A 24,002-nucleotide genomic window follows, 5' to 3' on the forward strand; every position below is an offset into this window, starting at 1 on the left:
ACTGCTATTTCCGGTTCGGGATCTTTACGTACGCCCGGTGACAGGAATCAACGCACCGGTCACCCCCGACGCGGCGCCAGACGCGAGAAAGAGAATCACCTCGGCAATTTCTTCAGGCCGTACCCAGCGGGAAAAGTCAGCGTCGGGCATATCCTTGCGGTTCTGTGGCGTATCGATGATGCCTGGCAAGATAGCGTTGACGGTAATGGAACGGCCTTTGAGTTCTTCGGCCAGCGCCTCGGTCAAACGCATCACCCCCGACTTCGAGGCCGCATACGCTCCCATGCCCGCGCCTGCCTTCAGCGCAGCGCCGGCTCCAATATTGATGATGCGTCCGCCCTCCGCGCTGTCGGCAATATGGTCGAGTGCCGCTTTCGACGCAGTCGCCGCCGTGCGCACGTTCGTCCGGTACATCAGATCCCAGGTGTCGAGACTGCCGTCCGCCAGCGTTTCCCAGCGAAAGCCTCCCGCTACATTGACGATTGCATCGAGCCTGCCAAGCTGCTCGACGACCGCGGAGAGCGCTGAGCGCGCCGCATCGAGATCAGTCAGCTCGACGCCTCCTCGCCACCAGGAAGCGTGCAGCTGCTCCGCGCTCGCGTTCTCCGGCACGAGCGCCTTGTCGATCAGCGCGACCTTCCAGCCATTCTCGGCAAACACGCGACCAACCGTGCGCCCAAGCGTGCCGAATCCACCCGTTATCGCCACTACCCGTTGCATGTGCATCTCTCCCTCGCCGCGCCCGGCGCCGCCTGTACCGCTGGCGTCGGACACTGTAAAAGCTCAACGTCCCTTGAACACCGGCTCGCGTTTCTCGCGAAACGCGTTGACCGCCTCTTGATGGTCTTCCGTCAGGTTCGACAGCGCCTCGTATGCAATCGACGCGTCGAGAATGGCATGCGCAAGTTGCTTCAGGCCGATGTTGATCGACGCCTTGGTCCACTGGATGGCGCGCGAAGCGCCGTTTGCGAGACGCTTCGCCATCGCGTCGACCACGGCATCCAGCTGGTCGGCCGGTACGGCATGATTGATGAGACCCAGTCGTGCCGCCTCTTCCGCGGTGACGAGATCCCCCGTCAACAGGTATTCCTTGGCCTTCGCATAGCCCACGAGCTGCGGCCAGATCACCGCGCCGCCATCGCCCGCCACGAAGCCGACTTTCACGTGCGGATCGCCAATCTTTGCATGATTGGCCGCGTAGCTCAGATCCGAGAACAGCGCGATCGTCGCGCCGAGACCAATTGCATGACCGTTGATCTTGGCGATGACCGGCTTCGGACAATCCAGCATCGAGAAGACAATTTTCTTTGCACGCTGCATGCCTTCGAGGAACAGCGTGGGGTTGTCGATGACCTGCTGCATATGCTCGATATCGCCGCCTGCGCTAAATGCCCGCCCTGCGCCCGTCAACACCACGACACGGGTCTCAACATCCTCGGCGACATCGAGAAAAAGCCGCGACATCTCAATGTCCATTTGCTCGTCGAACGCGTTCAACGTTTCCGGGCGGTTGAGCGTAACGGTCAAGACGCCGCCTTCGCGTTCGAGCAATAGCGCCTGATAGTCCGAAATATTCATGGCTCACCTGTTCGTAATGAAGAAATCGCGCGGGACGGACAGACCGTCTGCCGCCGTCGACCGGTGCAAGGCCGATCACACGTGCAGCGGAATGAACCGGCGGCCGTTGTCGTACATGATCTTGCGCGTGTCTTCTTCCGAGAGCTCATTGCATGCTTCCGACGCGAAGTCCTTCGGTTCGGGCACGCCTTCCGCGTGCGGATAGTCGGAGCCCATCAACAGGAAGTCCGACGATCCCGTTTGAGCGATGATCTGGGCGATGTCGTCCTCCGGATACGCGACCACGAAGACATTTTCCTTGAAGATCTGGCTCGGGCGTTTCTTCAGCTGACCGCACGGCCAGTAGCCATTCTTCGCCATCCCCCGGCACTTGTCCATTTTGACGAGCAGCGAAGGCACCCATTCGGCACCGTTTTCGGCGCTGCACAGCTTGACCCGCGGGAAACGCTCGAAGAAGTTGTAGAAGATGAACGACGACAGCGTTTCCATGACCGGCCGCTCGCCGTAACCGTGCATCCAGACAAAGGCGGTCTGACGCTGGCGCGACTGCTGCACGGGCTCGCCCCACACCGCCATATGATCCTTCATGTAGATCGCTTCCGACACATGGAAGGTGACGCGCACGCCCGCTTCGTTGAGGACCGACCAGAACGGATCGAAGTACGGATCGGCAGGTGCACGGCCATTGAACGGCCCCATCGGCATCAGGATCACCCGCACACCGTTCGCAACCAGCCACCTGGCCTCGGCGACAGCCGCATCGAGATCGTCGAGCGTGACGACCGGCGTCGTGTAGATGCGGTCTTTGTAGTTGAAGCCCCAGTCGTCGAGCATCCACTGGTTATACGCATGCAACACCGCATTTGCCGCAACGGGCTCGTTGAGGTAGGAAATACACGCGACCATTTCGCCGATGTACATCGTGCAGGCTTCAACACCGAATTCGTCCATCTTCTTCAGGCGCGCGTCGCGGTTGAACATGTCCGGCGTCGGCGAAACCCGCATATCGACGTTATCCTTGCCATCCTTCATCGCGCGCAGCCATTCATGCAGCTTGCCCGGCGGCGGAACGTGCCCCTCGGCCGATGTGTAGCCCTCGCTGATTTCCACCTTCCGGTCGCCCACATACATGCAGCGGTTGCCGTCTGCCGTGACACGGCTGGTAAACGACCAGTCCTTCCTGAACTTCTCGGGCAAATGACGGTTGAATGCGTCCTCGACTTCGTAGAAGTGCGTGTCGGCGTCGTAGATCTTCCCTTGATACGTTTGCATGGTCTCGCTCCTGATTGTGGGGAGCGCTTCAGAACGTGCGCCCTTGAGAGAAGTATCGGGTCAAGCCATGGACCTAAAAACTCTCATATCGAACTCGAAAACGTCGATATCGATTTGATATCGGGCGGTGGCCTCGCGATCCTTGCGGTCGGCATCGAACTCTCCAAAAACATCAATACGAACGCCGTTCGTATATAAGTATAATCGAAACGAAGACACACAACCGGAGACGTTTATGCAAGCCGAAGTACTCTCCCAGCCGGCACACCGAGCGCAACCCGTGGTGGGTCCACCGCGCGGGTTCACGATGGCGATCCTGCTTGCCGCGGTAGCGGCCTCGTCCGGCATCACCGTCATCTACACCGTGCTGGTCACGCTCTACAAGGCTTTTCCTGCGTCGAACACCGTGAGCTGGACCGTCACCGCGTACTGGCTCGGCTCGGCCGTCTTTGCCGCGGTGAGCGGGCGACTCGGCGACCTGTTGGGCTACCGCCGCATCCTGCTCGTGGTGATATCGATCGCTGCGGCGGGCGCAGTCGTGGCCGCATGCGCGACCGATGTCGGCATGCTCGTCGCGGGGTGTGCGATGCAATCAATCGCGGCAGGCATTACGCCACTCTCCATCGGTCTGGTTCGTGAGAATCTGCCACCCGCCAGGCTGCCTGCCGCGGTGGGGTTGATCAGCGCGGCAGGCATGGTGTCGGCGGGGCTGATCTACATCTGCGCGGGCGTTGTCGTGGATCACTACTCGTGGCAGGGCGGCTTCTGGTTCAAAGTCGCGCTTTGCGTCGTGGCCGTCGCGGCGGTACGCGCGTGGGCACCGCCGTCGCCACCGAATCCCGGCGTACGGATCGACTACGTTCGAGGTCTCGCGTTCGCTCCGGCGCTTTGCGCCATCCTCTTCGCGGTGCAGCAAATCCGCACGTGGGGGCTCGGCGATCCGCGGCTGTGGGGCTTGATCGCTGGCGGGATGATCGTGCTCGGACTCTGGGCACGCCATCAACACGGGGCGCGTCATCCGCTCATCAATGTGCGTCTGCTGAAGAGGCGCGAAGTCATGTTGGCCAATGCATGCATGGCATTCCTCGCGGCAGGCGCCATGCAACTAGGACAGGTCTTCTCGCTGCTCGCCCAGCAACCTGCCGGCACGCACTCCGGATTTGGGTTGAGCGCGACGGCGGCCGGATTACTGATGTTCAGCGTCAACATCGTCGCGCTGGTCGCGAGCCCATGGAGCGGCCGGGTTGCGGCCCGCTACAAGGCCCGGCCCGCTGCCTTGATTGGCATGCTCATACTGGCCTTGGGCTGGGCCTCGCTGATCGTGCTTCATCGCAGCCTGCTGCTCTTCGTTCCGGGTGCGGTGCTGTGCTCGTTCGGCCTCGCCTTCGCAAGCACGGCGCTGTACAACCAGATCGTGGAAGCGACGCCTGCACATCAGACAGGCGAGGCAACGGGCATGCTCTACGTTTTCTTCTCGTGTTTCTTCGCGGTAGGTGCCCAGGCGGTATTTGCGCTGCTGCGCAGCGCGACGGCGGGACACGACGGTGCATCGTTTCCGGCCGATAGTGGCTATGTTTCGGTATTCGTCTACATCGCCTGCAGTTCGATCGCCGGACTGCTGGTCGCCTCCATGCTGCCGAAGCGTCGTACACACTGACGGTCGTTGCGACCGATCCGTTGCGCGCGGGTACGACGCTTCTTCGACCGCACCGCGACCGCGGCGCATTGAAGCACCCGCTTCACTGCGCCGCCGATCGACTGGCGAGTCACTCCTCTTCTGCCTCACCCAACGCAGACGCCCGCTGGGCGACTCTGATCATGTTCTCTTCGAGCCGGTGACGTTCGCGGTCGAAGCGTTCGAGCGGCGCACCAATTGCCATCGCCGCGATGACATTGCCATTCGGTCCGAAGATCGGCGACGACACGCCGGCCGAATCCGGCAGTAGTTCACCGCGACTCACCGACAGGCCGCTTTCGAGGATGTGGTCGAGTTCGTCACGCAACGCCTTCTTCGTTGCGATCGTTTGCGGGGTGCGGCGCTCGAATTTGACCGTCTTCATGTAGTCGTTAAGGAAAGCGTCCGGTGCATGGGCGAGCAGCACGCGGCCCGCAGCCGTGCAATAGAGCGGGCGACGCAAACCGATGTGCATTGAATAGCGCACCGATTGCTCGCTCTCGATCACGTCGACATAGGTGATCTCTTTGTGTTCGACGTCAAGGACACCGACATACACGGTTTCATTGGTGCTCTTCGAGAGATCCACCAGGAACGGGCGCAGTATCTTCGAAAAATTCCACGCGGCCATCACGCCTGCCGACAACCGGAAGATCGACGGTCCCAGGCGATAGCGGCCTACGTCGTGCATCAAGTACCCTTCCGCCACCAGAGGTCTCAGCAGGTTGAGCAGGCTGCTCTTAGGTGACTCGAGAGCGACATTCAGTTCAGCTAGCGACATCCCGTCCGGAGACTTCGCCAGCACATCGAAAATTCCGAGGAGTCGGGTCAGCGAGCGCGGCCCGCTGACGTCCCGGTCCGCCGGCGCTGAGGTCTCTTTCAACATGATTTTCCCCATGAATTGACTGTATAGATTATACGGGAACTATTCACATAGTTTTACATCGATCACAATCTGGCACACTTTTACATCACCCGAATTCGGGAATACGCCAGGGCGCTCCCTCACACCGCTTGAGATATATTTGAACATCGTTCGAAAAACTGAAATGTGGAAGCATCATCTTCCAGACCATTTACGCAATACGCTCGGGCGTCGAACAGCAACATCACCCTTCACTTCTGGATTCACTCATGTACACGAAAAAACTGGCAGAAAAGGTCGCCATCGTGACCGGAGGCGGCCAAGGCGTTGGACTCGGCATCGCCCTTGCGCTTGCCACCGAGGGGGCGAGTCTGGTCCTCACTGGTCGCACGGAGGCCAAACTCACGCGGGCTGCTGAGGAATTGAGCGCCCTCGGTTCGCAAGTGCTGGTCGTGCCCGGCGATACGCGCAATCGCGCCGACGCCGTGCGGACGGTCGAACTTGCCGTCGAGCGATTCGGACGTGTGGACGCACTCATCAACAATGCCCAAAGCAGCAGCCCGGGGGTGCCGCTCGAGTCCGTTACCGACGATGACTGGAGCAACACGCTCGAATCGGGCTTGTACGGCACGCTGTACTTCATGCAGGCCGCATTGCCGCGGATGAAGTCGCAGGGCCGCGGCGCCATCATCAACTTCGGCTCGCGTACCGGTATCGAAGGCCTCAAGGGATTCGGCGCGTACGCCGCAACCAAGGAGGGCATTCGTGGGCTCTCGCGTGTTGCCGCGCGCGAATGGGGCGTCTACGGCATTACCGTCAACGTCATTTGCCCGGCAGCGCTCACGCCTGCCGCCGAAGCCTACCTCGAAGCCAATCCTCAGGAACGCACTCGCTATCTCTCTGAAATTGCGCTTGGCCGCTTCGGCGATCCTCAGCGCGATATTGGACGAACAGTTGCATTTCTATGTAGTGACGACGCTAATTTCATAACCGGGCAGACTATCAGTGTGGACGGCGGACAGTCAATGCTCTAGTGCGTCTTTTTGAACACGGTGCAATATATGAAACGTCCAGTTGCATTATCGCGAGCCTCGATCCGAGCAGTGAGCTTCCCGCCGGGCGCGTACCACGAAGCTTGAAGAGCGATCAGGTGTTTCTCCTCTCACACACTTCGCGAGAGCGTGTGGAGTTTGGCCTTGGCTGCGGGACACCGAGCCAAGGCGTTTTTTCGCCGTTACCTTTGGGACTCGATCGCGTCCCCGACTTCTACGTGGTCTGTACATACGATACGGCTGTTGCTTCTCTCAGTCGTCACGACTCCCCCTTAGCTGCAACTTTTCACCATCTCCTCGATCACCTTCTTCGCGTCGGCCGAACACGAGCACCACGTTGATCTTGCCGAACTCGCCGTTGATGTCCTTTCTATAGAATTTTCTTTTCGCGCAGGATATCGATATCCGACTGCGACATACTCAGCACATCACGCAGCACGTCGTCCGTATGTTGTCCGAGCATCGGCGGCGCCCCGTACGAATCGATAGGCGTGCCCGACATCTTGACCGGGTTGGCGACCATCCGAACCGCCTTATCCGTGAGCGGGTGCGCAACTTCGACGCACATCGCGCGTGCCTGCACATGCGGATCTGCGAACACCTGCTCCAGATTGTTGATCGGTCCGGCCGGCACCCCGGCGGCGTCGAGCGCTGCGAGCAGTTCATCGCTCTGCCATTGAAGGATCAGCGGCTCGAACACTTCGCCCAGCGCGCGACGATTCTTCACGCGCAGCGCAATCTCGCTGAATCGTGGATCGCTGACTAGCTCGGGGTGCCCCAGAACGTTACACATCCGCGCGTATTGCTCGTTGTTGCCCGCCACGATCATGATGTCGCGATCGGCGCAGCGGAACATGCGGGACGGCATACCGCCGTTGCCCTCGGTACCGCGCCGGATGGGAATCTGGCCTGAAACGAGATACTGGCTTGCATAGTGCGATGTGGCAGCAATCATCGCGTCCAGCAACGCCAGGTCGATGTACTGCCCCTGCCCGGTACCGCCTTGCGCCGCGTCGCGATGATAAAGCGCTGCGATGATCGCCGAAGCGGCGTACTGACCACACAGGATGTCCGCAAGACTGGGCCCGGTTTTCATTGGCCCGCCGCCCGGCACGTCGTCGCCGTTTCCGGTCACGCTCATCAGGCCACCCATCGCCTGGAAAATCGAGTCGTAGCCGGGGCGCGGGCTATACGGTCCGGTCTGGCCGAACCCGGTTATCGAACAGTAGATCAGGCGCGGATTGACCAGCTTGAGGCTGTCGTAGTCGAGCCCGTAACGCTTGAGGTCGCCAACCTTATAGTTCTCGATCAACACGTCGCAGTGCGCCGCCAACGAGCGGATCAGCGCCTGGCCTTCGGCCGTGGAGATATCGCACGTGATCGACTTCTTGCCTCGGTTCGCGCTGATAAAAAACGTCGACTCGCGCGTGACCTTTCCCTCCCGATCCATCAGGAACGGGGGGCCGAATTGCCGCGAATCGTCGCCCTTGCCCGGACGCTCGACCTTGATGACCTCCGCGCCGAGATCCGCCAGCATCTGAGCCCCCCAAGGCCCCGCGAGAATGCGGCTCAGGTCGAGTACGCGAACACCCGCCAATGCGCCTTTTGTCATAGCAAACGGTCCCCTTGAATTCACACCGGCTGCGCCGGAAGCCTTGCATCAGCGTCCGACGAACTTCGCCGTACGTTTTTCGATGAAGGACTGAACGCCTTCCTTCGCGTCTTCAGTGTTGTAGAGAAACTGCTGGGTCGACTGAATCGTCGCGTAAGCATCCTGCCAGCCTTGTCCCAGCGAAACGCGCGCGTTCTGCATCGTGGCCTGCACGGCTAGCGGTGCCTGCGCCGCGATTCGCTCGGCGATCCCGAGCGCCCGGTCGAACTCCTGCCCCGCAGGCACGACATCCTGCACGAAGTTCATGTGCCGTGCCTCGTCTGCGGTGAATTCGTCGCCGGTAAGCAGTACCTTCATTGCGTTGCCCCAGCCGGCTCGCTGCACCATGCGAAACGTCGCACCACAACCTGCCATGATCCCCCGCTTGACTTCAAGCTGGGAGAAACGGCAGTTGTCGGCCGCAACAGCCACTTCCGATGCGAGCATCAATTCGACCGCGACCGTGAAGCAGATTCCCTTCAGCGCAATGACGACCGGCTTGGTACGCAGCGGCGCGCGCAAGTTGAACGGATCGACCTCGCCTTCAGGAAGCAGCGGTTTCCCTTCGCGGCGCAACGGCGCGACCTTTGGCATGTCGAGCCCTGCCGTAAAGTGATCGCCTTCGGCGTATACCAGCCCGCAAAAAATATCGCCGCTCTTCTCGAGCTGCGTGTAAGCCATCGCAAGCTCGGTGAACATTTTCGGCGTGAAACCATTGCGCTTTTCCGGCCGGTCAATGCCCATCAAGAGCAGGTTCCCACGCTGCTCAACGCGAATCTGTCCGTCCTCGTGACGAGTGGTCATGCAGTGTCTCCTCGCGGTGTTTTCCGTTAGCAATTCTGACCTCGCGCTCAATTGACAAAGCTGGGTCACACATTCAGAATCATAAACGTCGTTCACAAAATTGGCAACGCACGATACGCTCCGACGCTGCCGTGCGGCGCACCACAGACACGCAAATCATCGGCGAGCAGGCCCCATCCGGGTCTAGGTGTTCACCCTCATTCGTTCAAGGAAGAACCATGGCCTACGAGACGATCATCGTCGAAACGCACGGGAAATCCGGCTTGATCAAGCTGCACCGTCCGCAAGCCTACAACGCACTGAACAACCAGCTGATGGACGAGCTGACGGCGGCACTCGACGACCTCGAAACCGACCCCGCCATCGGCGCCATCGTGATGACCGGTAGCGAAAAGGCGTTCGCCGCCGGCGCCGACATCAAGATGATGAACGAATGGACGTACATGGACGTGTACAAGAATCAGTTCATCACGTCGAACTGGGAACGCACGTCGCGTTGCCGCAAGCCGGTCATCGCCGCGGTCGCGGGTCTTGCGTTAGGCGGAGGCTGCGAACTGGCCATGATGTGCGACTTCATTCTCGCCGCCGACAACGCCCGTTTCGCCCTGCCCGAAATCACGCTCGCGACCATTCCCGGCGCTGGCGGCACGCAGCGCCTTACGCGCGCGCTCGGCAAATCGAAGGCGATGGAAATGATCCTCACCGGCCGCAGGATGGACGCCATTGAAGCCGAACGATGCGGCCTCGTGAGCCGCATCGTGCCCGCCGACACGCTCGTCGAGGAAGCGCTGAAAACGGCCGACGAGATCGCGCGATACTCGCAACCCGTCGTAGCGATGGCCAAGGAGTGCGTCAACCGCGCCTACGAATCGAGCCTGGCAGAAGGCATCCTGTTCGAGCGGCGTATGGCGTATTCGACCTTCGCCACAGAAGATCGAAAGGAAGGCATGACAGCCTTCGCCGAAAAGCGCAAACCCCAGTTTCGCGATTGTTGAATGGCTAAAAAGCGCCACGCTGTCGTGGCGAACAAAGCCCGCCAGGTTACGCGCGTCACGCGCATTCTCTGGCACCCATACTTCCTATCCAGGCTACAGGCGCGCGATGAAACCGTATGTCAATCGCATTACTGAATTACTCGGCATTCAATATCCCATCATTCAAGGCGGCATGCGCTGGGTGGCGCGAGCCGAACTGGCGGCGGCCGTGGCCAATGCGGGCGGTCTCGGCTTCATCTCCGCGCACACCCATGCAAGCGCCGATGCACTCGCGCGCGAAATCGACAGGGTGCGTTCGCTCACCGACAAGCCCTTTGGAGTCAACCTGACCGTTCTCGGCGCCAATGTCGGTCTCGACTATGACGCGTATGTGCGCACGATCGTGTCTCAAGGCGTCCAGGTCGTCGAGACAGCAGGCAGCAATCCGGCGAAATACATCGCCGAGTTCAAGGCGCACGGCGTCAAGGTCGTGCACAAGTGCGTGACGGTTCGCCACGCGGTGAAGGCCGAATCGCTCGGCGCTGACGCCGTCAGCATCGACGGGTTCGAATGCGCGGGGCACCCTGGCGAAGACGACATCCCTGGACTGATCCTGATTCCCGCTGCCGCCGACAAGCTGAAGGTGCCAATTCTCGCGTCCGGCGGCTTTGCCGATGGGCGCGGGCTGATGGCGGCTCTCGCGCTCGGCGCGGACGGCATCAACATGGGAACCCGATTCATGCTTACGCAGGAGTCCCCCGTCCACCCTGCGATCAAGCAACGGCTGCTGGAAGCGAGCGAGCGCGATACGGTGCTGGTTGGCCGCTCGATCGGCGATTCAAGCCGGGTGGTCAGGAACAGCGTGAGTCTCGCCGCGCTCGAACTCGAGCGCGCCGGCAACGTGACGCGCTCGGACCTCTACGCGCTGACCGGAGCACAGCGCTGGATGGACGCATTCGTGACAGGAGAAGTGGAAGGCGGCGCCTTCCCCGCCGGTATCGTGACCGGCCTCATTCACGACTTGCCGACCTGTGCGGAATTGATCGGTCGCATCGTGAAGGAAGCCGCCGCGATTGCGCAACGCCAGCTCGGCTTCGCCGCTGCTCTGGCATGAAACTGACCGGCCTTCGCGTCGTGGACCTGTCGCAATTCATGCCGGGTCCGTTCCTCGCCGCCAACCTCGCCGATCACGGCGCGCACGTCGTCAAGATCGAACCGGTCACCGGCGACCCCACCCGCGGCGCACCCGGCGCCGACGGCGCGTTCTTCGCCGCGATCAACCGCGGCAAGCGCAGTATCGCGCTCGATCTGAAACATCCGGACGCACGCGAGGTCGCGCTCAAGCTGATGAACGAGGCCGACGTCGTGATCGAATCGTCGAGGCCGGGCGTGGCCGCTCGGCTTGGCATCGACTACGACACGATCAGCCGGACGAACCCGGGAATCGTTTATTGTGCGATTACCGCATTCGGCCAAACCGGCCCGCTCTCTCAATTGCCCGCACACGATCCGGTAGTTCAATCGCTTGCAGGCACGCTGCCGCGCGATGGCCGGGGAATCCCAATTGCCACGGGGCCGTCGCTCGCTGCGCTGGCCGGTTCATTGACGGCGTTGTCCGCCGTGTTGATGGCGCTGCTGCGCGCGCGGGAAACGGGGCGCGGCGACTACATCGACATGGCGCTTTTCGATGCGGCGCTCACCTCGCAGCCGTATCTGAGCGGCCGCTTGCTCAACGCGCCGGACAGCCAATTGCGAGGGCCGACTGAAGGCGACAGCGGGCTCGCGTTGCTCGACACCTATGAGACCGCCGATTCGAAGTGGCTCTGCCTTGGCGGCCGGGAACACAGCTTTGCAACCAACCTGCTGACACCACTCGGCCGTCCGGATCTCGTCGCCGACGCGATCGGCCCAGCCGGTGAAGGCCAGATACGCGTCCGGGCGTTCCTGATGCAAATCTTCCTGACTCGCACACTCGATGAATGGCTCTGCTGGTTCGAAGGCCGAAACCTCAGTGTGGCGCCGGTGCTCTCGCTCGCCGAAGCGCTCGACCATCCGCATGCGCACGAGCGCGGGATGGTCCAGAGGGATCCGTCCGGACGCAACCACGTTGCAAACCCGATTCACTTCCGTTTGGAGCCTGGGTCGCCACCGCTCGCCGTTCCACACCTTGGCGAGCACACAGAACTCGTGCTGCGGAGCATCGGCTACAGCGAAGAAAGGATTGCAGAACTCGTCGCGACAGGCGCAGTACGTGGGCAGCACGATGAAGCCCAGGCCCTTGCGCAACCCACCACCTGACGCAAACAACACCATGCCCTTACAGCTAGAGGCGGACGCCGTCGATTTCGCGTCCATCATCCGCCCCGGCGATACCGTCGCATGGGGCCAATCGAACGCAGAGCCCCTTGCGCTCACGCGCACTCTACTTCAGCAGCGGCACAGCATCGGCGCGTTCCGGGTCTTTCTCGGCGCCGGCAACTACGACACGTGCCGGCCTGAGCACGCGGACTGCATCGATTTCGTTTCGTACTGCGGGAGCGGCTCCAACCGCGCACTGGCCAAGGCTGGCGCGCTTGATATCCTGCCCTGCCATTATTCGCAGTTGCCAGAGATGATGGAGTCGGGTCAGCTATCGATCGACGTCCTGCTACTGCAGTTGGCGCCACCCGACGCGCACGGCCGCTACAGCTTGTCCGTCGCGCATGAGTATCTGATCCCGGCGCTCGAGCGCGCGCGCGTCATCATTGCGGAAGTCAACGAACAGGCACCCTGGACTTACGGCGAGCGATATCTTCGCGACGACGACCTCGACTTCATGGTCCCGACGTCGCGCGCTTTGCCCGACAGTTCGTCCAGCGCCGTCAGCCCGACGGATCTGGCGATTGCACGGCACACGGCCGGTTTGATCGAAGACGGCGCCACCATTCAACTCGGCCTCGGCGCGATTCCAGAAGCGATCCTCGCTTGCCTCGGCGATCGGCGAGACCTTGGCATCCATTCCGGCACGATCGGGGACAAAGTCGCCGATCTGATGGAAAGCGGCGTGATCAACAATGCGCGCAAGACCATCGACACGGGCCAGACCATTGCTGGCGTGATGATGGGGGGGCGCCGCATACACGAGTTCGCGCATCGAAACGACGCCGTGCAGTTTCGTTCGACCCGCTACACGCACGATCCGAACGTGCTCGCAAGCATCGACCGGTTCGTCGCCATCAACTCGGCGGTCGAGGTCGATCTGAGTGGCCAGATCAACGCCGAAATTGCCGGTGGCGTGTATGTGGGCGCGGTGGGCGGCGCACTGGATTTCCTGCGCGGCGCGCGGCGCTCGCGTGGCGGCGTTCCTGTCATCGCATTGCCTTCCACAGCGGGCAAGGGCGCGACCCGCATCGTCGCGTCGTTGAACGGACCGGTCAGCACGCCGCGCAGCGACGCCGCCATCGTGGTGACCGAATACGGCGTGGCCGATCTGCGCGGCCTGACGCTGCGCCAAAGGCGCGAACGCATGCTGGCAATCGCCCATCCGGACCATCGCAGCGCGCTCGATCAGATGGCGGGCGTCCCGCCTTCCAATCGCTTAGGAAGCGCGACGCTCGTCGGCTGATTGCAACCGCACCCGAATCAGAACTTCAAACCTTGCGAGGAAACGTCCGATGAAACGCGCGGCAATTGTCTCCCCTGTACGAACGCCCGTCGGCACCTTTGGCGGTAGCCTGCGCGGCGTTTGCGTCGAAGATCTCGGCGCGCTCGTCGCGAATGAAACGATCCGGCGCGCAGGACTCGAACCCGCTCGCATTGACGACGTCGTCTTCGCGCAAGCGTACGCGAACAGCGAAACACCTTGCGTGGGCCGCTGGATTGCGCTGCAGGCGGGCCTGCCCGTGGAGGTGCCGGGCATGCAGCTTGATCGACGTTGCGGCGGCGGCCTGCAGGCGCTCGTCACCGCCGCGATGATGGTGCAGACCGGCGCCGCCGACGTGGTGTTGGCCGGCGGCGTGGAAAGCATGAGCAATATCGAGTACTACAGCACGGACATGCGCTGGGGCGCACGGTCGGGCTCCGTCCAGTTTCACGACCGGCTCGCGCGGGGCCGCGAGCGCTCACAGCCGGAATCGCGCTTCGGCTTTATCTGCGGCATGATCGAGACCGCGGAAAATCTGGCCACCGACTATGGCATCAGCCGCGAGGCCGCCGACGAGTTCGCGCTGCGCAGCCATCAGCGCGCGGCCGCCGCATGGGAGTCCGGCCATATGGCCGAAGAGGTCGTGGCGGTCAGCGTTCCTCAGAAAAAAGGCCAGCCGCTTCTGTTTTCCAAAGATGAAGGATTCCGCGCCGACGCCAGCATGGAAAGCCTCGGCAAGCTTCGCGCGTTGATGCCGGGCGGCACAGTCACCGCAGGCAACTCCAGCCAGCAAAACGATGCCGCTGCCGCTTGCCTCGTCGTCGCGGAAGACCGCCTCGAAGCGCTCGGACTCGAACCCATGGCCTGGCTGACCGGCTGGGCCGCGGCCGGATGCGAGCCATCACGCATGGGCATTGGGCCCGTGCCCGCAGTGCAGAAGCTGATGACGCGCATCGGGCTTACGCTCGAGCAGATGGATCTTGTCGAAGTAAACGAAGCATTCGCGTGTCAGGTGCTGGCAGTCCTCAAAGGCTGGAATTGGCACGATACCGACCGGCTCAACGTGAACGGCTCTGGCATATCGCTGGGCCATCCGATTGGCGCAACGGGCGTGCGCATCATGACAACGCTGTTGCACGAGTTGACGCGCCGGAAAGGACGTTATGCACTCGAGACCATGTGCATCGGCGGTGGCCAGGGTATTGCCGCCGTGTTCGAGCGCGCCTGATCCTGAGCGATGAAGCGCACGGCCTTGCGCCGTGCGCGCGCCCGCACGCTCAGGCCTCCACTTCGAACATCACGAAGTCGGCCTTGGTCGCACCGCACTCGGGGCATGCCCAGTCATCCGGGATGTCTTCCCAGCGAGTGCCAGGCGCGATGCCCTCCGCGGGAAGTCCCGCTGCTTCGTCGTAGTAAAAACCGCAAAAAATGCATTGCCACTTTTTCATGATCGTCGATGAGTCGTTGAGGGTGGGGATACTTCAGGGCGCTACGTCCCAGACGAGCGGCAGATAGAGCATGCCGTTGACGGAGCCCGAGCCGCATCGCGGCTTGTCGCCCTCGCGAATGCGAAAATCGGGAATGCGTTTGAGCCACTCCTGGAGAAAAACCTTGATCTCCGTACGCGCAAGGAACGACCCCGGGCAGCGATGCGGGCCGTTGCCGAACGCGGCGTGCAGCACCGGCTTGCGCGTCAGATCGACGGCGAGCGGATCGCTGAACTTGCGCTCGTCGAGGCCAAACAGGGAGTTCGGCAATTGAATCTGGTCACCCTTCCTGAACTGGATGCCCTTGTATTCCATGTCCTGCGTGATGAGCCGCGCGGTGTTCGCCACGCCAAAGCGACGAATCATCTCATCGACCGACGACACCATCAGATCGGGATTCTCGATCAGTTGCCTCCGGTGCGCCGGATTCTCCGCCAGAAAGCGCGCGATGAAACCCATCATCGACGCGACGGTATCGAGGCCGCCAAACAGCACGACGATAAACATCCCGAACATCCGCTCGGGGCTGATCGGCTTGCCGTCGATCTGCGCGTTGGCGATGAGGCTGACGAGATCGCCGCCCGCCTCTGCCTTGCGCTTCTCCACCCAGGTGGAGATATAGCCAATCAGCCGGTGCTGGGATTCGTTGCGCTGCTCGAAGTTGCCGCGCACGGCCCATTCCGCCCATTCGAGCAATTGTCCTCGATCGCTCAACGGAAGATCGGCAAGACGCAGGAAAATCACGATCGGCAGGATCTTCGCGAACTCCGAGACGAACTCGCATTCGCCGCGTGGAGCGATTTCTTCCATCAGCTCGATTGCGAGGCTGCGCACGTCGCTTTCCAGCGAGGAGATAGCTTGCGGCAGGAAAGCGGGCGTGATCAGGTTGCGGTACGCGGTATGTTCGGGCGGGTCAAGCTCGAGCGGCACGAGCTGCGTTTCGTTGAGCGGCGGGATGTTGACACTGCGATGCGAAAAATGGGTGTGGTCCTTCTGCATCGCCTCGATGTCTTCGCCGCGCGTGGCGATCCAGTGGCCGCCATGGTACGGGGACCAGACGATATCGGGCCCGGTGTGCAGCGTCTTCCACGCCATATGAACATCGTCTTGCACGCCTGGCGGATTCATATAGTCGAAATCGACCACGAGTTCTCGCGGAACATGGTCCGGCACGGTCCAGTCTTTCGTAGGGTTCATCTCGCGTCTCCTATCATTTGGTCGTCTTCGAATGGATGAGTCGTCACACTTTGCATCAACGTGCCAGCGTTCATATTATGCAACGCCGTTCAGTTTTGATATTATACCGAAGCGAGCTTTTTTACATCAACGCCTATCGAACGGAGACAAGAGTGAGCGATTTCGTCAAGGACAAGGTGGTAGTGGTAACGGGTGCGGGTGCCGGCATCGGGCGCGATTTTGCGTTGCAATTCGCGGCGAACGGCGCAAAGGTCATCGTCAACGACCTGGGTCGCAACGCCGAATCCGGCCAGTTCGCCGCAGAGCGCGTCGTCGAAGAAATCAAGGAGGCCGGCGGGCAAGCGCTTGCCTCGACGGATAGCGTCGCCGAATGGGATTCCGCGCAGAAGATCGTGCAGGCCGCGCTGGACACGTTCGGCCGCATCGACTGTGTGGTCAACAACGCCGGCATCGTGCGTGACCGCATGTTCTTCAACATGAGCCTCGACGAGTGGAAGGCCGTAGTCGACGTGCATCTGAACGGGTCGTTTTTCGTGGCACGCGCGGCGGCTCCGCATTTCAAGGCACAAAACGGCGGCAGCTTCGTTCACATGACCTCCACCTCGGGTCTGATCGGCAACATCGGACAGGCCAACTACTCCGCCGCCAAAATGGGGGTCGTCGGTCTGTCGAAGTCGATTGCCCTCGACATGGCGAAATTCAACGTGCGCTCGAACTGCATCGCGCCGTGGGCATGGACCGCAATGACGGCCTCGATCCCCTCGGAGACGACTGAGCAAAAAGCACGCGTCGAAATTCTCAAGCGCATGGAATCGCGCAAGATCGCGCCGCTCGCGGTCTACCTTGCGTCCGACCAGGCCGCAAAGGTTTCGGGTCAGATCTTCGGCGTGCGCGCCAACGAGATCTACTTCTTCAACCAGATCCGCATGATCCGCTCGCTGCATCGCGACGGCGGCTGGACGCCTGAAGCGATTGCCGAGCAGGTCATGCCGGCGTTCGAATCGAGCTTCTTCCCGAACGTGCCGTCCATGGCGCTCACGCCCTGGGATCCGGTGTAAGCGATACCGTGTCACGCCCGTGCCACATGATGCGGTGGTGGCGCGGGCGGTGCGGCGCTCACCCGTCACACCACTCACCCTTCCTCTGAACCTCGCACGCTTTCCGACAAGCCGACGATGCGTCTTGCCTTGAGCAATACCGGCAAGTCCACCATCCGTCCATCTACTGACACCGCCCCGCCTTCTGCCCGCTCATACGCGTCGACGATTCGCCGCGCCTTGGCAATTTCATTCGCACTCGGGCCGAACGCCGCATTGACCGCTGCAACCTGGCGCGGATGAATGCACAGCTTCCCGCCAAAGCCCAGCGATCGCGCCTTCGACGAGTCGTGCGCGAGTTGTCGTTCGTCATCGATTGCCACGCTAACGCCATCCACGGGAGACTGAATGCCCGCTACGCGGGAGGCCAGCACGATACGCGAACGCGCGAGCAGCAGCGCGTCCCATGAACCGTCACAATCCAGATCGAGTTCGAAGTCAACCGAGCCGAATATGAGTCGCTCGACGCCGGGCGTGCGCGCCACGTCCAGTGCGTTCCAGACGCCCTCGGCAGATTCGATGATCGGCAATATGGGTTTCGCCGTTGCCGCCGCGACAGCGGTCAAAGCAGCCGGATTCTCAGCCTTTGGCAACACCACGCCATCGATACCATCGAACGCTGCGAGCGAGAGGTCCTGCTGGAACCACTGCGTACCCGCTCCATTGATGCGCAACAGTACGCGAACCGCCGATGCCGAAAATGTTCGTACCGCACCGGCAACACGTGCACGCGCCGACGTTTTGTCCGCATCTGCAACAGCGTCCTCGAGGTCCACGATCACCGCATCGGCGCCTGCCGCGAGCGCCTTGGCGAATCGTTCGGGCTTGCTGCCCGGCACAAAAAGAAACGAACGCATAAAGTCTCCCATTCAGCGTCCGGTCCGGCTATGGCGACCCCGCCAGCGGACCGGCTCGACGATCAGACCAGAATAGCCGTGGCTTCCATGCGCAACGATCCGTCGCTGCCGGCGATCCACAAGCTCACCTTGCTTTGGTCCGATTCGTGTTGCTTTCCGCAAACATAGAAAGGCGAAGTGTCCACCACCGGTTTGATCGCGCGGAACGAAAACGCTCCGACGCGCGCGCCCGGCAACTCCGATCCGAGCGAGTCCATCAGTAGCGTAGCGAGCAGCGGGCCATGCACGACGAGTCCCTCGTATCCCTCTGCGCCGATCGCGTAAGGCCGATCGTAGTGAATGCGATGACCATTCAACGTAAGCGCCGAGTAGCGAAACAGCAGCACAGGATCGGGATTGATCTCGCGTGCCCATTGAGCGCCGATGGGCGCGGCCTGTAATGCTGCAGGCTTTTCGCTGGCAGCCGGATGATCGCGATACACGATATCCTGGCGTTCGACGATGGCAAGGCCAGCAGCGTCGCTGACCTCGTGCTTGACCTTCACGAACACGAGATCGCCGGTACGTCCATGCTTGTGCGCAACACTCTCGATGCATGAAAGACGCGTGATCGCGCTACCCGCTTTCAGCGGCCGTAGAAACTCGAGTTGACTGCCCGCCCACATGCGGCGAGGCAAATCGACCGGCGGCAGAAAGCCGCCGCGTTTCGGATGACCGTCCGCCCCCACCATCGACTGGCGATGAACCGGCAGAAAATAAAGCCAGTGCCACAACGGCGGCAAGTCATCGCCACGTGCTGAAAGCGCGTCATCGTGGTCAAGCATGGCGCTGAGGGCCGCCATCGGCGTGGAGGTGACCTGGTCCCGCACTTCCTCAGTGCGCCCAGTCCATTGCTGCAAATACTCGATATCCATACGCATCGTGCCAATCACTTCAGATCCAGTGCGTCGCGAATCGCCGCAGCGATCGGAAGCAGCGGATCTTCTTCCGGCGTGGTTGGGTTGAACAGCTTGTTATGGCAGATCGCGACGGCGAGCCCGGTATCCGGGTCCGCCCAGCCGATCGAATTGCCCTGCCCCGGATGGCACAAAGCGCGCGGTGAACGTGCCGCCGTCACCGGCGGATGGTTGCCGCCGAACCAGAAGCCACCGATCGTGATTGGAATCGGAAAGCCGAACATCACCGGGTCGGGCTCCTCGCTATTGGCGCGTGGCGTGTTCAGCGTGGCGACGAGCTCCTTCGAGAGTATCCTCACGCCGTCCAACTCGCCGCCGCATGCCAGCATTGCCCAGAAGCGCGCCTCGCTGCGCGCGTTGAAGATCCCGCCAACGCCCGCCACTTCCGCGCGCCGCACGTCCGGGCGCTCGAACACTGGCGGCGCCAATGCGACCTGTTGCGGCATCGAGCGCAGGAACAGCGGCGGCAGGTATTCCGCGGGAACCGGCACCATTGCATCGGTGAGACGTGCGATGCGCGGTTCGACTTCTTCGGGAATGCCGATCCACAGATCGTCGATGCCGAGTGGCATCGCAATCTCCTCCCGGACAAAACGGCCCAGCGAGCGCTTCTTCGGATCGGCGCGCCGCACCAGTTCGCCAACGATCCAGCCGAACGTCATCGAGAGGTACAGCGTCTTCGTCCCCGGCTCCGCAAGCGGCTCAAGGTTGGCAATGGCGCTGGTCATCCACTGCCAGTCACACATCAGCTCCGGCGTGACGCCTTCGGGCATTTGCGGCACACACGCGCGATGAGTCAGCACATCGCGCACTGTCGTTTTCTGCTTGCCGTGGGCACCGTACTCCGGCCAGTAGCGTGTCACCGGCGCGTCGTATTCGATGAGCCCGCGGTCGGCCAGGATATGCAACGCGGTTGCTGCAACCGCCTTCGTCACCGAATACACATTGAACAGCGTTTCGCCGTCGACCAGACGGCCGGTGGACGGATCGGCCACGCCGCTCCATGCGTCGATCATCAGCTTGCCGTTCAGATAGGCCGCCACCTGCACGCCGATCTCACCGCCTTCCCGCGTGGCGCGGTCGAGCGCCTGCTGAACGATCGCGTTGCGCTCCGTTGATGCTTGCACTACCAAGGTCATATCGTGTCTCCCATTCGTGAACATTCGCGTTGACGGGCTACCTCTTGCCGGACTGCGCGGTAATGCCGGCCAGTCCTTCTAGCGCGAGCCCGTAGCCCAGTTCGTCGACCATGCGGCGCTTGAACGGCTGCGTGAAGACCGCGCGCGTGTATCGCAGCGTTTCGATCGGCTTCGCCGCGAGTTCGTGCGCCATTTGCCACGCACGTTCGAGCAAGGTGTCGTGCGCGACGACTTCGCCGACGACGCCAAGCTCCCACGCGCGCTGCGCCGTGATGCGCTCGCCGCTGAGAAGAAAGTAGCGGGCGCGGTTGTGGCCAATCAGCATCGGCCAGACGATCTGCACGCCGTCCGCCGGCACGACGCCGTGAACGAAGTGCGCCTGGTCCGAGATTTCGGCGCGACTGGAGGCCAGCACGATATCCGACAGCACGAGCAACTCGGCATGAATGAGTGCCGGCCCGTTGATCGCGCCGATAACCGGAACCGGAATGTCCAGCAGTTGCATCAGCAGGTCCTGCCCCTCGCGCTGCAGGCGCGGCCAGACTTGCACAAGCGGCTCCGCCGGCAACTCGGCGTCATTCATCGCGTCGCAGAACGAATCGCCGGTGCCGGTCAGGATGACTACGCGATTATCGAGGTCGCGTGCGATCTGGTAGAACGCCTCGCCTAGCTGGCTGTGAATGCTGCGATCGAGCGCGCCCCACTTGAGCGGGCCGCCATCGGTATGCAGGCGCACTTGCAAAACACCGTCGCGTCGCTCGAAGTCGATGTTCGTAAAGCGCCCGCTGTAGTCTTCAAGGCGGCTCATCGCGCGTCCTCCAGGATCAGGCCGGCGGCGCGCCATGCCATCGCCATCATGGGGCCATTCGTGTTGCCGGAGATCATCGTGGGTGTTATGGAGAGATCCATCACGCGCAGGCGTTCGACACCGCGCACGCGCAGCCGCGAATCGAGCACGGCAAGCGTGTCCGATCCCATCTTGCAGGTGCCGCAAGCGTGATAGCCGGATTGGCCTTCACGCCGGTAGAGGTCGAGAATCTCGTCATCGGTCTGGACGGCGGGACCTGGGCGTGTCTCTCCTGCCAGCAGGCTGGCAAGCGGCTCGGCGGCCAGCACGCTGCGCATGAACCGGAATGCGTTGACAGCCATCTGCCGGTCGTACGGATCGGCAAGGTAGTTCGCGACGACTTCGGGCGGCACGCGGGGGTCCGCGGACTGGATCCTGACGTGCCCTTCGCTGCGCGGGCGCAGCGGGTAGCTGAAGAGCTGCATGCCTGGGAACGACTCGAACGCGTAACCGGCCGCGCCGAAATCCATCGAGTACGGCGCCATCATCAGTTGAACGTCGGGACGCATCGCATCAGCCGCGGTCTTGACGAAGCCGCCCACCTGGTACGAGCCGAGCGACATCACGCCACGGCGAAACAGCAGATACTGCATCGCGTTGCGCCATAAGCGCATGCCGCTGAACTGCCGGTTCTGCGAATCACGCCAGTGCCGCAAACGGGCCTGCAGCATATATAGATAGTGCTCGCGCAGGTTCCGTCCGACCCCCGGACTCGCCGCCACGACAGGAATGCCAAGCGATTGCAGATGGCCGGGATCGCCAACGCCCGACAACTGCAAAAGTCGCGGCGACTCGATCGCGCCCGCCGAGAGCACGACCTCGCGACGCGCACGGTAAGCGATCTGCTGCCCCGCGCTTTCGCCCTGCACGCCGACGGCGCGCGTGCCGTCAAACACGATTCGCGCGGCTTGCGTGCCGGTAGCGACTGTTAGGTTCTTGCGCGCCCTCGCAGGCTTCAGAAAGGCTTCGGCCGAGCTTTGCCGACGACCGTTGCGTATCGTATAGATCAGATAGGCCACGCCCTCATGATCGAGCCTGTTGATATCTTCCAAGCGCCGCACGCCGAGCGACCGGCACGCTTCGAGTACGGCCTCGCCAATTCGATTGCGCTGCGCGTACGGTGACAGTTTCAGCGGGCCGCCCTCTCCGCGCAGCTCATCGGCGCCGAGCGCGTGATCTTCGATACGCCGGAAGCAAGGCGCCAGGTTCTGCCAGCTCCAGCCCTCGACACCCAGTTCGGCCCATCCGTCGTAGTCCTCGGGATGACCTCGCATATACACCATGCCGTTGATGCTGCTGGAACCGCCGAGCATCTTGCCGCGAAGCCAGATTTCGTTGCGATGCCCGTTGCCGTGATCGGGCTGCACCGGAATGAACCAGGCGTGAGCTGGGTCGCCCAGCAGCTTGCCAAAGCCCTTTGGCATCCGGATCAACGGATTGCGATCTTCCGGACCTGCCTCGATGAGTAGCACGGTATGGTGCCCGCTCTCCGAAAGACGATTGGCTAGCACGCAACCCGCCGCACCCGCGCCAATCACGATAAAGTCAAACTCGGTCATCTATGCGTTCTCCACCGTCCGTGCCTTGTCGGCCAGCCCCATAGCACGCGAGGCCGGCGTTGTTCCTGTTAGCCGAAGATGACGGGAATCGAATGCGGAACGCGCATCATGATCCCGTTGATCGGTGGAGCTGGCGCGGCCGGATCGAGCCGAAGATTGGGCAGGCGATCGAGAATCGCGTTGAGCGCGCGCGTCATTTCCACGCGCGCCAGGTGCTGGCCGATGCACACGTGCGGGCCATAGGCGAATGCAAAGTGCCGGTGAGCCGCCTTGCGATAGATGTCGAACCTGTCCGGATCGGCGAAACGGCTGGGGTCGCGATTGGCGCTGCCCGCCACCACGTCGAGAAATGCGCCGGCAGGAATCTCGACACCGCCGAGCGTGACATCACACGTCGCCATACGCGACTGCATCAGCACGGGGCCGTCCCAGCGCAGAGCCTCTTCGATCGCCGCCGCGACCAGCGTGCGATCCTGGCGCACCGCTTCGAGCTGTACCGGATCGCGCAGCAACGCAAGCAACAGTACGCTGGTCGCGCGATAGGTCGTGTCGCCGCCCGCATTCACCAGCTGGCGAAGAAACGAAATGACAACCTCGTCCGGTAGCCGCTCGCCGTCCACCTCCGCGGTGGCCAGCGAGCTCACCAGATCGTCGCCGGGATTACTGCGGCGCTCGTCGACGAGCCGCGCGAAATAGGTGCCCAGCTTCGTCGATGCCTCCACGCCATGCTCGACATCGATCGAAACCAGCGTCTGTGCGATGGCGAGCTTGTGAAAGATCTTTACGTCTTCCGGCGGCAATGCCAGTTGCCGATAGATGATGTTGAACGGGTAGTGAAGCGTGAACTCGTTGACGAGATCCGCCTGTCCGCGATCCATGAACTTCGACATCAGCTCGCTCACCACTGGGTCGACCAGCGTATCGCCCCATGCCGCGACGGTGTGCGGCAAAAAGGCCTTCTGGAAGATGCGGCGGTAGCGCGGGTGCTCGGGCGCATCCATCGTCGAGATACTGCGCCCGAAGCTGATGCCGAGATTGCGCTCGTAAGATTTGTTTGAAAACGTTGCCGGGTCGCCAAGCACCTTCGAGACTTCGTCGTATCCGAATACGGAATAGTGCGCGACATCGGACATGGTCAGGTCCGCCGCGCCGCCCATCAGCACACGGTAGTCGCCTTCCTGAACCGCAGCCTTTTCCCGCAGTTCCGCAATGCGTGGATAAGGGTCCGCATCGGCACCGTAAGCGAGTGAATCCTCGAAAAAGGGGTTGAACTTAGGATCGTCGAAGTCCTCAAGTCGCAGCGCGCCGGCCATGGTTCCTGTCTCCGTTAATCGTTTGTTTGCAGGCACCTCTGCTTTCGCGTGAGGTAC

Annotated in this window: 22 protein-coding genes; 8 read left to right on the forward strand and 14 right to left on the reverse strand. The window is 62.0% G+C overall.

Annotation, left to right across the window (positions count from 1 at the left end):
- Positions 1-24 precede the first annotated feature (24 nt).
- The 3 genes from HDG34_RS20490 to HDG34_RS20500 form a co-directional block, all read right to left on the reverse strand.
- Positions 25-720 (reverse strand): SDR family NAD(P)-dependent oxidoreductase, encoded by a 696-nt coding sequence (locus HDG34_RS20490; RefSeq protein WP_184061921.1) that lies wholly within the window; start codon positions 718-720, stop codon positions 25-27.
- Positions 721-783: 63 nt separating this feature from the next.
- Positions 784-1,578, reverse strand: coding sequence for an enoyl-CoA hydratase/isomerase family protein (locus HDG34_RS20495; RefSeq protein WP_090808869.1), 795 nt, complete (start codon positions 1,576-1,578; stop codon positions 784-786).
- 75 nt (positions 1,579-1,653) lie between these two features.
- A complete protein-coding gene (locus tag HDG34_RS20500; protein ID WP_184061922.1) occupies positions 1,654-2,850 on the reverse strand; it encodes an amidohydrolase family protein in 1,197 nt (398 codons plus the stop codon).
- Between the two features lie 235 nt (positions 2,851-3,085).
- Here HDG34_RS20500 and HDG34_RS20505 point away from each other — a divergent pair, with 235 nt between their 5' ends.
- The gene (locus tag HDG34_RS20505; protein ID WP_260321264.1) at positions 3,086-4,507 is read left to right on the forward strand and encodes an MFS transporter; all 1,422 of its coding nucleotides are present in this window, start codon (positions 3,086-3,088) and stop codon (positions 4,505-4,507) included.
- Between the two features lie 109 nt (positions 4,508-4,616).
- Here HDG34_RS20505 and HDG34_RS20510 read toward each other — a convergent pair whose 3' ends face one another.
- Positions 4,617-5,411, reverse strand: a complete 795-nt coding sequence (locus HDG34_RS20510) for an IclR family transcriptional regulator (RefSeq protein WP_184061923.1) — start codon at positions 5,409-5,411, stop codon at positions 4,617-4,619.
- Between the two features lie 248 nt (positions 5,412-5,659).
- Here HDG34_RS20510 and HDG34_RS20515 point away from each other — a divergent pair, with 248 nt between their 5' ends.
- Positions 5,660-6,424 (forward strand): SDR family NAD(P)-dependent oxidoreductase, encoded by a 765-nt coding sequence (locus HDG34_RS20515; protein WP_018425469.1) that lies wholly within the window; start codon positions 5,660-5,662, stop codon positions 6,422-6,424.
- A gap of 388 nt (positions 6,425-6,812) precedes the next feature.
- Here HDG34_RS20515 and HDG34_RS20520 read toward each other — a convergent pair whose 3' ends face one another.
- Both HDG34_RS20520 and HDG34_RS20525 read right to left on the reverse strand, forming a co-directional pair.
- The gene (locus tag HDG34_RS20520) at positions 6,813-8,054 is read right to left on the reverse strand and encodes a CaiB/BaiF CoA-transferase family protein (protein ID WP_184050308.1); all 1,242 of its coding nucleotides are present in this window, start codon (positions 8,052-8,054) and stop codon (positions 6,813-6,815) included.
- A gap of 48 nt (positions 8,055-8,102) precedes the next feature.
- A complete protein-coding gene (locus HDG34_RS20525) occupies positions 8,103-8,897 on the reverse strand; it encodes a crotonase/enoyl-CoA hydratase family protein (protein WP_184062007.1) in 795 nt (264 codons plus the stop codon).
- A gap of 218 nt (positions 8,898-9,115) precedes the next feature.
- On the opposite strand from HDG34_RS20525, the gene HDG34_RS20530 reads away from it, so the two are divergent.
- From HDG34_RS20530 to HDG34_RS20550, 5 genes are all read left to right on the forward strand, one after another.
- Positions 9,116-9,892: an enoyl-CoA hydratase gene (locus tag HDG34_RS20530; protein WP_184061924.1), complete on the forward strand. Its 777-nt coding sequence runs from the start codon at positions 9,116-9,118 to the stop codon at positions 9,890-9,892.
- A gap of 106 nt (positions 9,893-9,998) precedes the next feature.
- Entirely contained in the window at positions 9,999-10,985 is a 987-nt protein-coding gene (locus HDG34_RS20535; protein ID WP_184061925.1) for a nitronate monooxygenase family protein, read from the forward strand.
- A complete protein-coding gene (locus HDG34_RS20540; RefSeq protein WP_184061926.1) occupies positions 10,982-12,169 on the forward strand; it encodes a CaiB/BaiF CoA-transferase family protein in 1,188 nt (395 codons plus the stop codon). The genes HDG34_RS20535 and HDG34_RS20540 overlap by 4 nt, the downstream gene beginning before the upstream one ends.
- Before the next feature lie 13 nt (positions 12,170-12,182).
- Positions 12,183-13,475, forward strand: a complete 1,293-nt coding sequence (locus tag HDG34_RS20545) for an acetyl-CoA hydrolase/transferase family protein (RefSeq protein WP_184062008.1) — start codon at positions 12,183-12,185, stop codon at positions 13,473-13,475.
- Positions 13,476-13,524: 49 nt separating this feature from the next.
- Positions 13,525-14,721 carry an acetyl-CoA C-acetyltransferase gene (locus HDG34_RS20550; RefSeq protein ID WP_184061927.1) on the forward strand — a complete coding sequence of 399 codons (1,197 nt, stop codon included), beginning with the start codon at positions 13,525-13,527 and terminating at the stop codon, positions 14,719-14,721.
- Between the two features lie 49 nt (positions 14,722-14,770).
- Here the strand turns inward: HDG34_RS20550 and HDG34_RS20555 are convergent, their stop codons facing one another.
- A complete protein-coding gene (locus HDG34_RS20555) occupies positions 14,771-14,941 on the reverse strand; it encodes a rubredoxin (RefSeq protein ID WP_090808851.1) in 171 nt (56 codons plus the stop codon).
- 33 nt (positions 14,942-14,974) lie between these two features.
- A complete protein-coding gene (locus HDG34_RS20560) occupies positions 14,975-16,177 on the reverse strand; it encodes a cytochrome P450 (protein WP_184061928.1) in 1,203 nt (400 codons plus the stop codon).
- Positions 16,178-16,329: 152 nt separating this feature from the next.
- On the opposite strand from HDG34_RS20560, the gene HDG34_RS20565 reads away from it, so the two are divergent.
- On the forward strand, positions 16,330-17,235 hold the full coding sequence (locus HDG34_RS20565) for an SDR family NAD(P)-dependent oxidoreductase (protein WP_184061929.1): 906 nt from the start codon (positions 16,330-16,332) through the stop codon (positions 17,233-17,235).
- Positions 17,236-17,309: 74 nt separating this feature from the next.
- Here HDG34_RS20565 and HDG34_RS20570 read toward each other — a convergent pair whose 3' ends face one another.
- The 6 genes from HDG34_RS20570 to HDG34_RS20595 all read right to left on the reverse strand — a co-directional run bounded on the left by HDG34_RS20570 (position 17,310) and on the right by HDG34_RS20595 (position 23,945).
- The gene (locus tag HDG34_RS20570) at positions 17,310-18,131 is read right to left on the reverse strand and encodes a CoA ester lyase (protein WP_184061930.1); all 822 of its coding nucleotides are present in this window, start codon (positions 18,129-18,131) and stop codon (positions 17,310-17,312) included.
- A 62-nt stretch (positions 18,132-18,193) separates the two neighbouring features.
- Entirely contained in the window at positions 18,194-19,051 is an 858-nt protein-coding gene (locus HDG34_RS20575) for a MaoC family dehydratase N-terminal domain-containing protein (protein ID WP_184062009.1), read from the reverse strand.
- A gap of 8 nt (positions 19,052-19,059) precedes the next feature.
- The gene (locus HDG34_RS20580; protein WP_184061931.1) at positions 19,060-20,226 is read right to left on the reverse strand and encodes a serine hydrolase; all 1,167 of its coding nucleotides are present in this window, start codon (positions 20,224-20,226) and stop codon (positions 19,060-19,062) included.
- Between the two features lie 37 nt (positions 20,227-20,263).
- On the reverse strand, positions 20,264-21,034 hold the full coding sequence (locus HDG34_RS20585) for an enoyl-CoA hydratase/isomerase family protein (protein WP_184061932.1): 771 nt from the start codon (positions 21,032-21,034) through the stop codon (positions 20,264-20,266).
- A complete protein-coding gene (locus HDG34_RS20590; RefSeq protein WP_184061933.1) occupies positions 21,031-22,632 on the reverse strand; it encodes a GMC family oxidoreductase in 1,602 nt (533 codons plus the stop codon). Before HDG34_RS20590 ends, HDG34_RS20585 begins: the two co-directional genes overlap by 4 nt.
- Before the next feature lie 68 nt (positions 22,633-22,700).
- Complete coding sequence (locus HDG34_RS20595; RefSeq protein ID WP_184061934.1) at positions 22,701-23,945, reverse strand: cytochrome P450; 1,245 nt, start codon at positions 23,943-23,945, stop codon at positions 22,701-22,703.
- Positions 23,946-24,002: the final 57 nt, after the last annotated feature.

It is taken from the genome of Paraburkholderia sp. HC6.4b (genome assembly GCF_014200875.1).
Classification (GTDB): Bacteria; Pseudomonadota; Gammaproteobacteria; order Burkholderiales; family Burkholderiaceae; genus Paraburkholderia; species Paraburkholderia tuberum.

Coding starts and splice junctions, on each gene's coding strand:
- HDG34_RS20575 (WP_184062009.1), bottom strand. CDS start 19,051: ATGCGTATGGATATCGAGTATTTGCAGCAATGGACTGGGCGCACTGAG.
- HDG34_RS20500 (WP_184061922.1), bottom strand. CDS start 2,850: ATGCAAACGTATCAAGGGAAGATCTACGACGCCGACACGCACTTCTAC.
- HDG34_RS20540 (WP_184061926.1), top strand. CDS start 10,982: ATGAAACTGACCGGCCTTCGCGTCGTGGACCTGTCGCAATTCATGCCG.
- HDG34_RS20510 (WP_184061923.1), bottom strand. CDS start 5,411: ATGTTGAAAGAGACCTCAGCGCCGGCGGACCGGGACGTCAGCGGGCCG.
- HDG34_RS20580 (WP_184061931.1), bottom strand. CDS start 20,226: ATGACCTTGGTAGTGCAAGCATCAACGGAGCGCAACGCGATCGTTCAG.
- HDG34_RS20520 (WP_184050308.1), bottom strand. CDS start 8,054: ATGACAAAAGGCGCATTGGCGGGTGTTCGCGTACTCGACCTGAGCCGC.
- HDG34_RS20490 (WP_184061921.1), bottom strand. CDS start 720: ATGCAACGGGTAGTGGCGATAACGGGTGGATTCGGCACGCTTGGGCGC.
- HDG34_RS20525 (WP_184062007.1), bottom strand. CDS start 8,897: ATGACCACTCGTCACGAGGACGGACAGATTCGCGTTGAGCAGCGTGGG.
- HDG34_RS20570 (WP_184061930.1), bottom strand. CDS start 18,131: ATGCGTTCGTTTCTTTTTGTGCCGGGCAGCAAGCCCGAACGATTCGCC.
- HDG34_RS20545 (WP_184062008.1), top strand. CDS start 12,183: ATGCCCTTACAGCTAGAGGCGGACGCCGTCGATTTCGCGTCCATCATC.
- HDG34_RS20535 (WP_184061925.1), top strand. CDS start 9,999: ATGAAACCGTATGTCAATCGCATTACTGAATTACTCGGCATTCAATAT.
- HDG34_RS20550 (WP_184061927.1), top strand. CDS start 13,525: ATGAAACGCGCGGCAATTGTCTCCCCTGTACGAACGCCCGTCGGCACC.
- HDG34_RS20560 (WP_184061928.1), bottom strand. CDS start 16,177: ATGAACCCTACGAAAGACTGGACCGTGCCGGACCATGTTCCGCGAGAA.
- HDG34_RS20585 (WP_184061932.1), bottom strand. CDS start 21,034: ATGAGCCGCCTTGAAGACTACAGCGGGCGCTTTACGAACATCGACTTC.
- HDG34_RS20495 (WP_090808869.1), bottom strand. CDS start 1,578: ATGAATATTTCGGACTATCAGGCGCTATTGCTCGAACGCGAAGGCGGC.
- HDG34_RS20505 (WP_260321264.1), top strand. CDS start 3,086: ATGCAAGCCGAAGTACTCTCCCAGCCGGCACACCGAGCGCAACCCGTG.
- HDG34_RS20530 (WP_184061924.1), top strand. CDS start 9,116: ATGGCCTACGAGACGATCATCGTCGAAACGCACGGGAAATCCGGCTTG.
- HDG34_RS20515 (WP_018425469.1), top strand. CDS start 5,660: ATGTACACGAAAAAACTGGCAGAAAAGGTCGCCATCGTGACCGGAGGC.
- HDG34_RS20595 (WP_184061934.1), bottom strand. CDS start 23,945: ATGGCCGGCGCGCTGCGACTTGAGGACTTCGACGATCCTAAGTTCAAC.
- HDG34_RS20590 (WP_184061933.1), bottom strand. CDS start 22,632: ATGACCGAGTTTGACTTTATCGTGATTGGCGCGGGTGCGGCGGGTTGC.
- HDG34_RS20555 (WP_090808851.1), bottom strand. CDS start 14,941: ATGAAAAAGTGGCAATGCATTTTTTGCGGTTTTTACTACGACGAAGCA.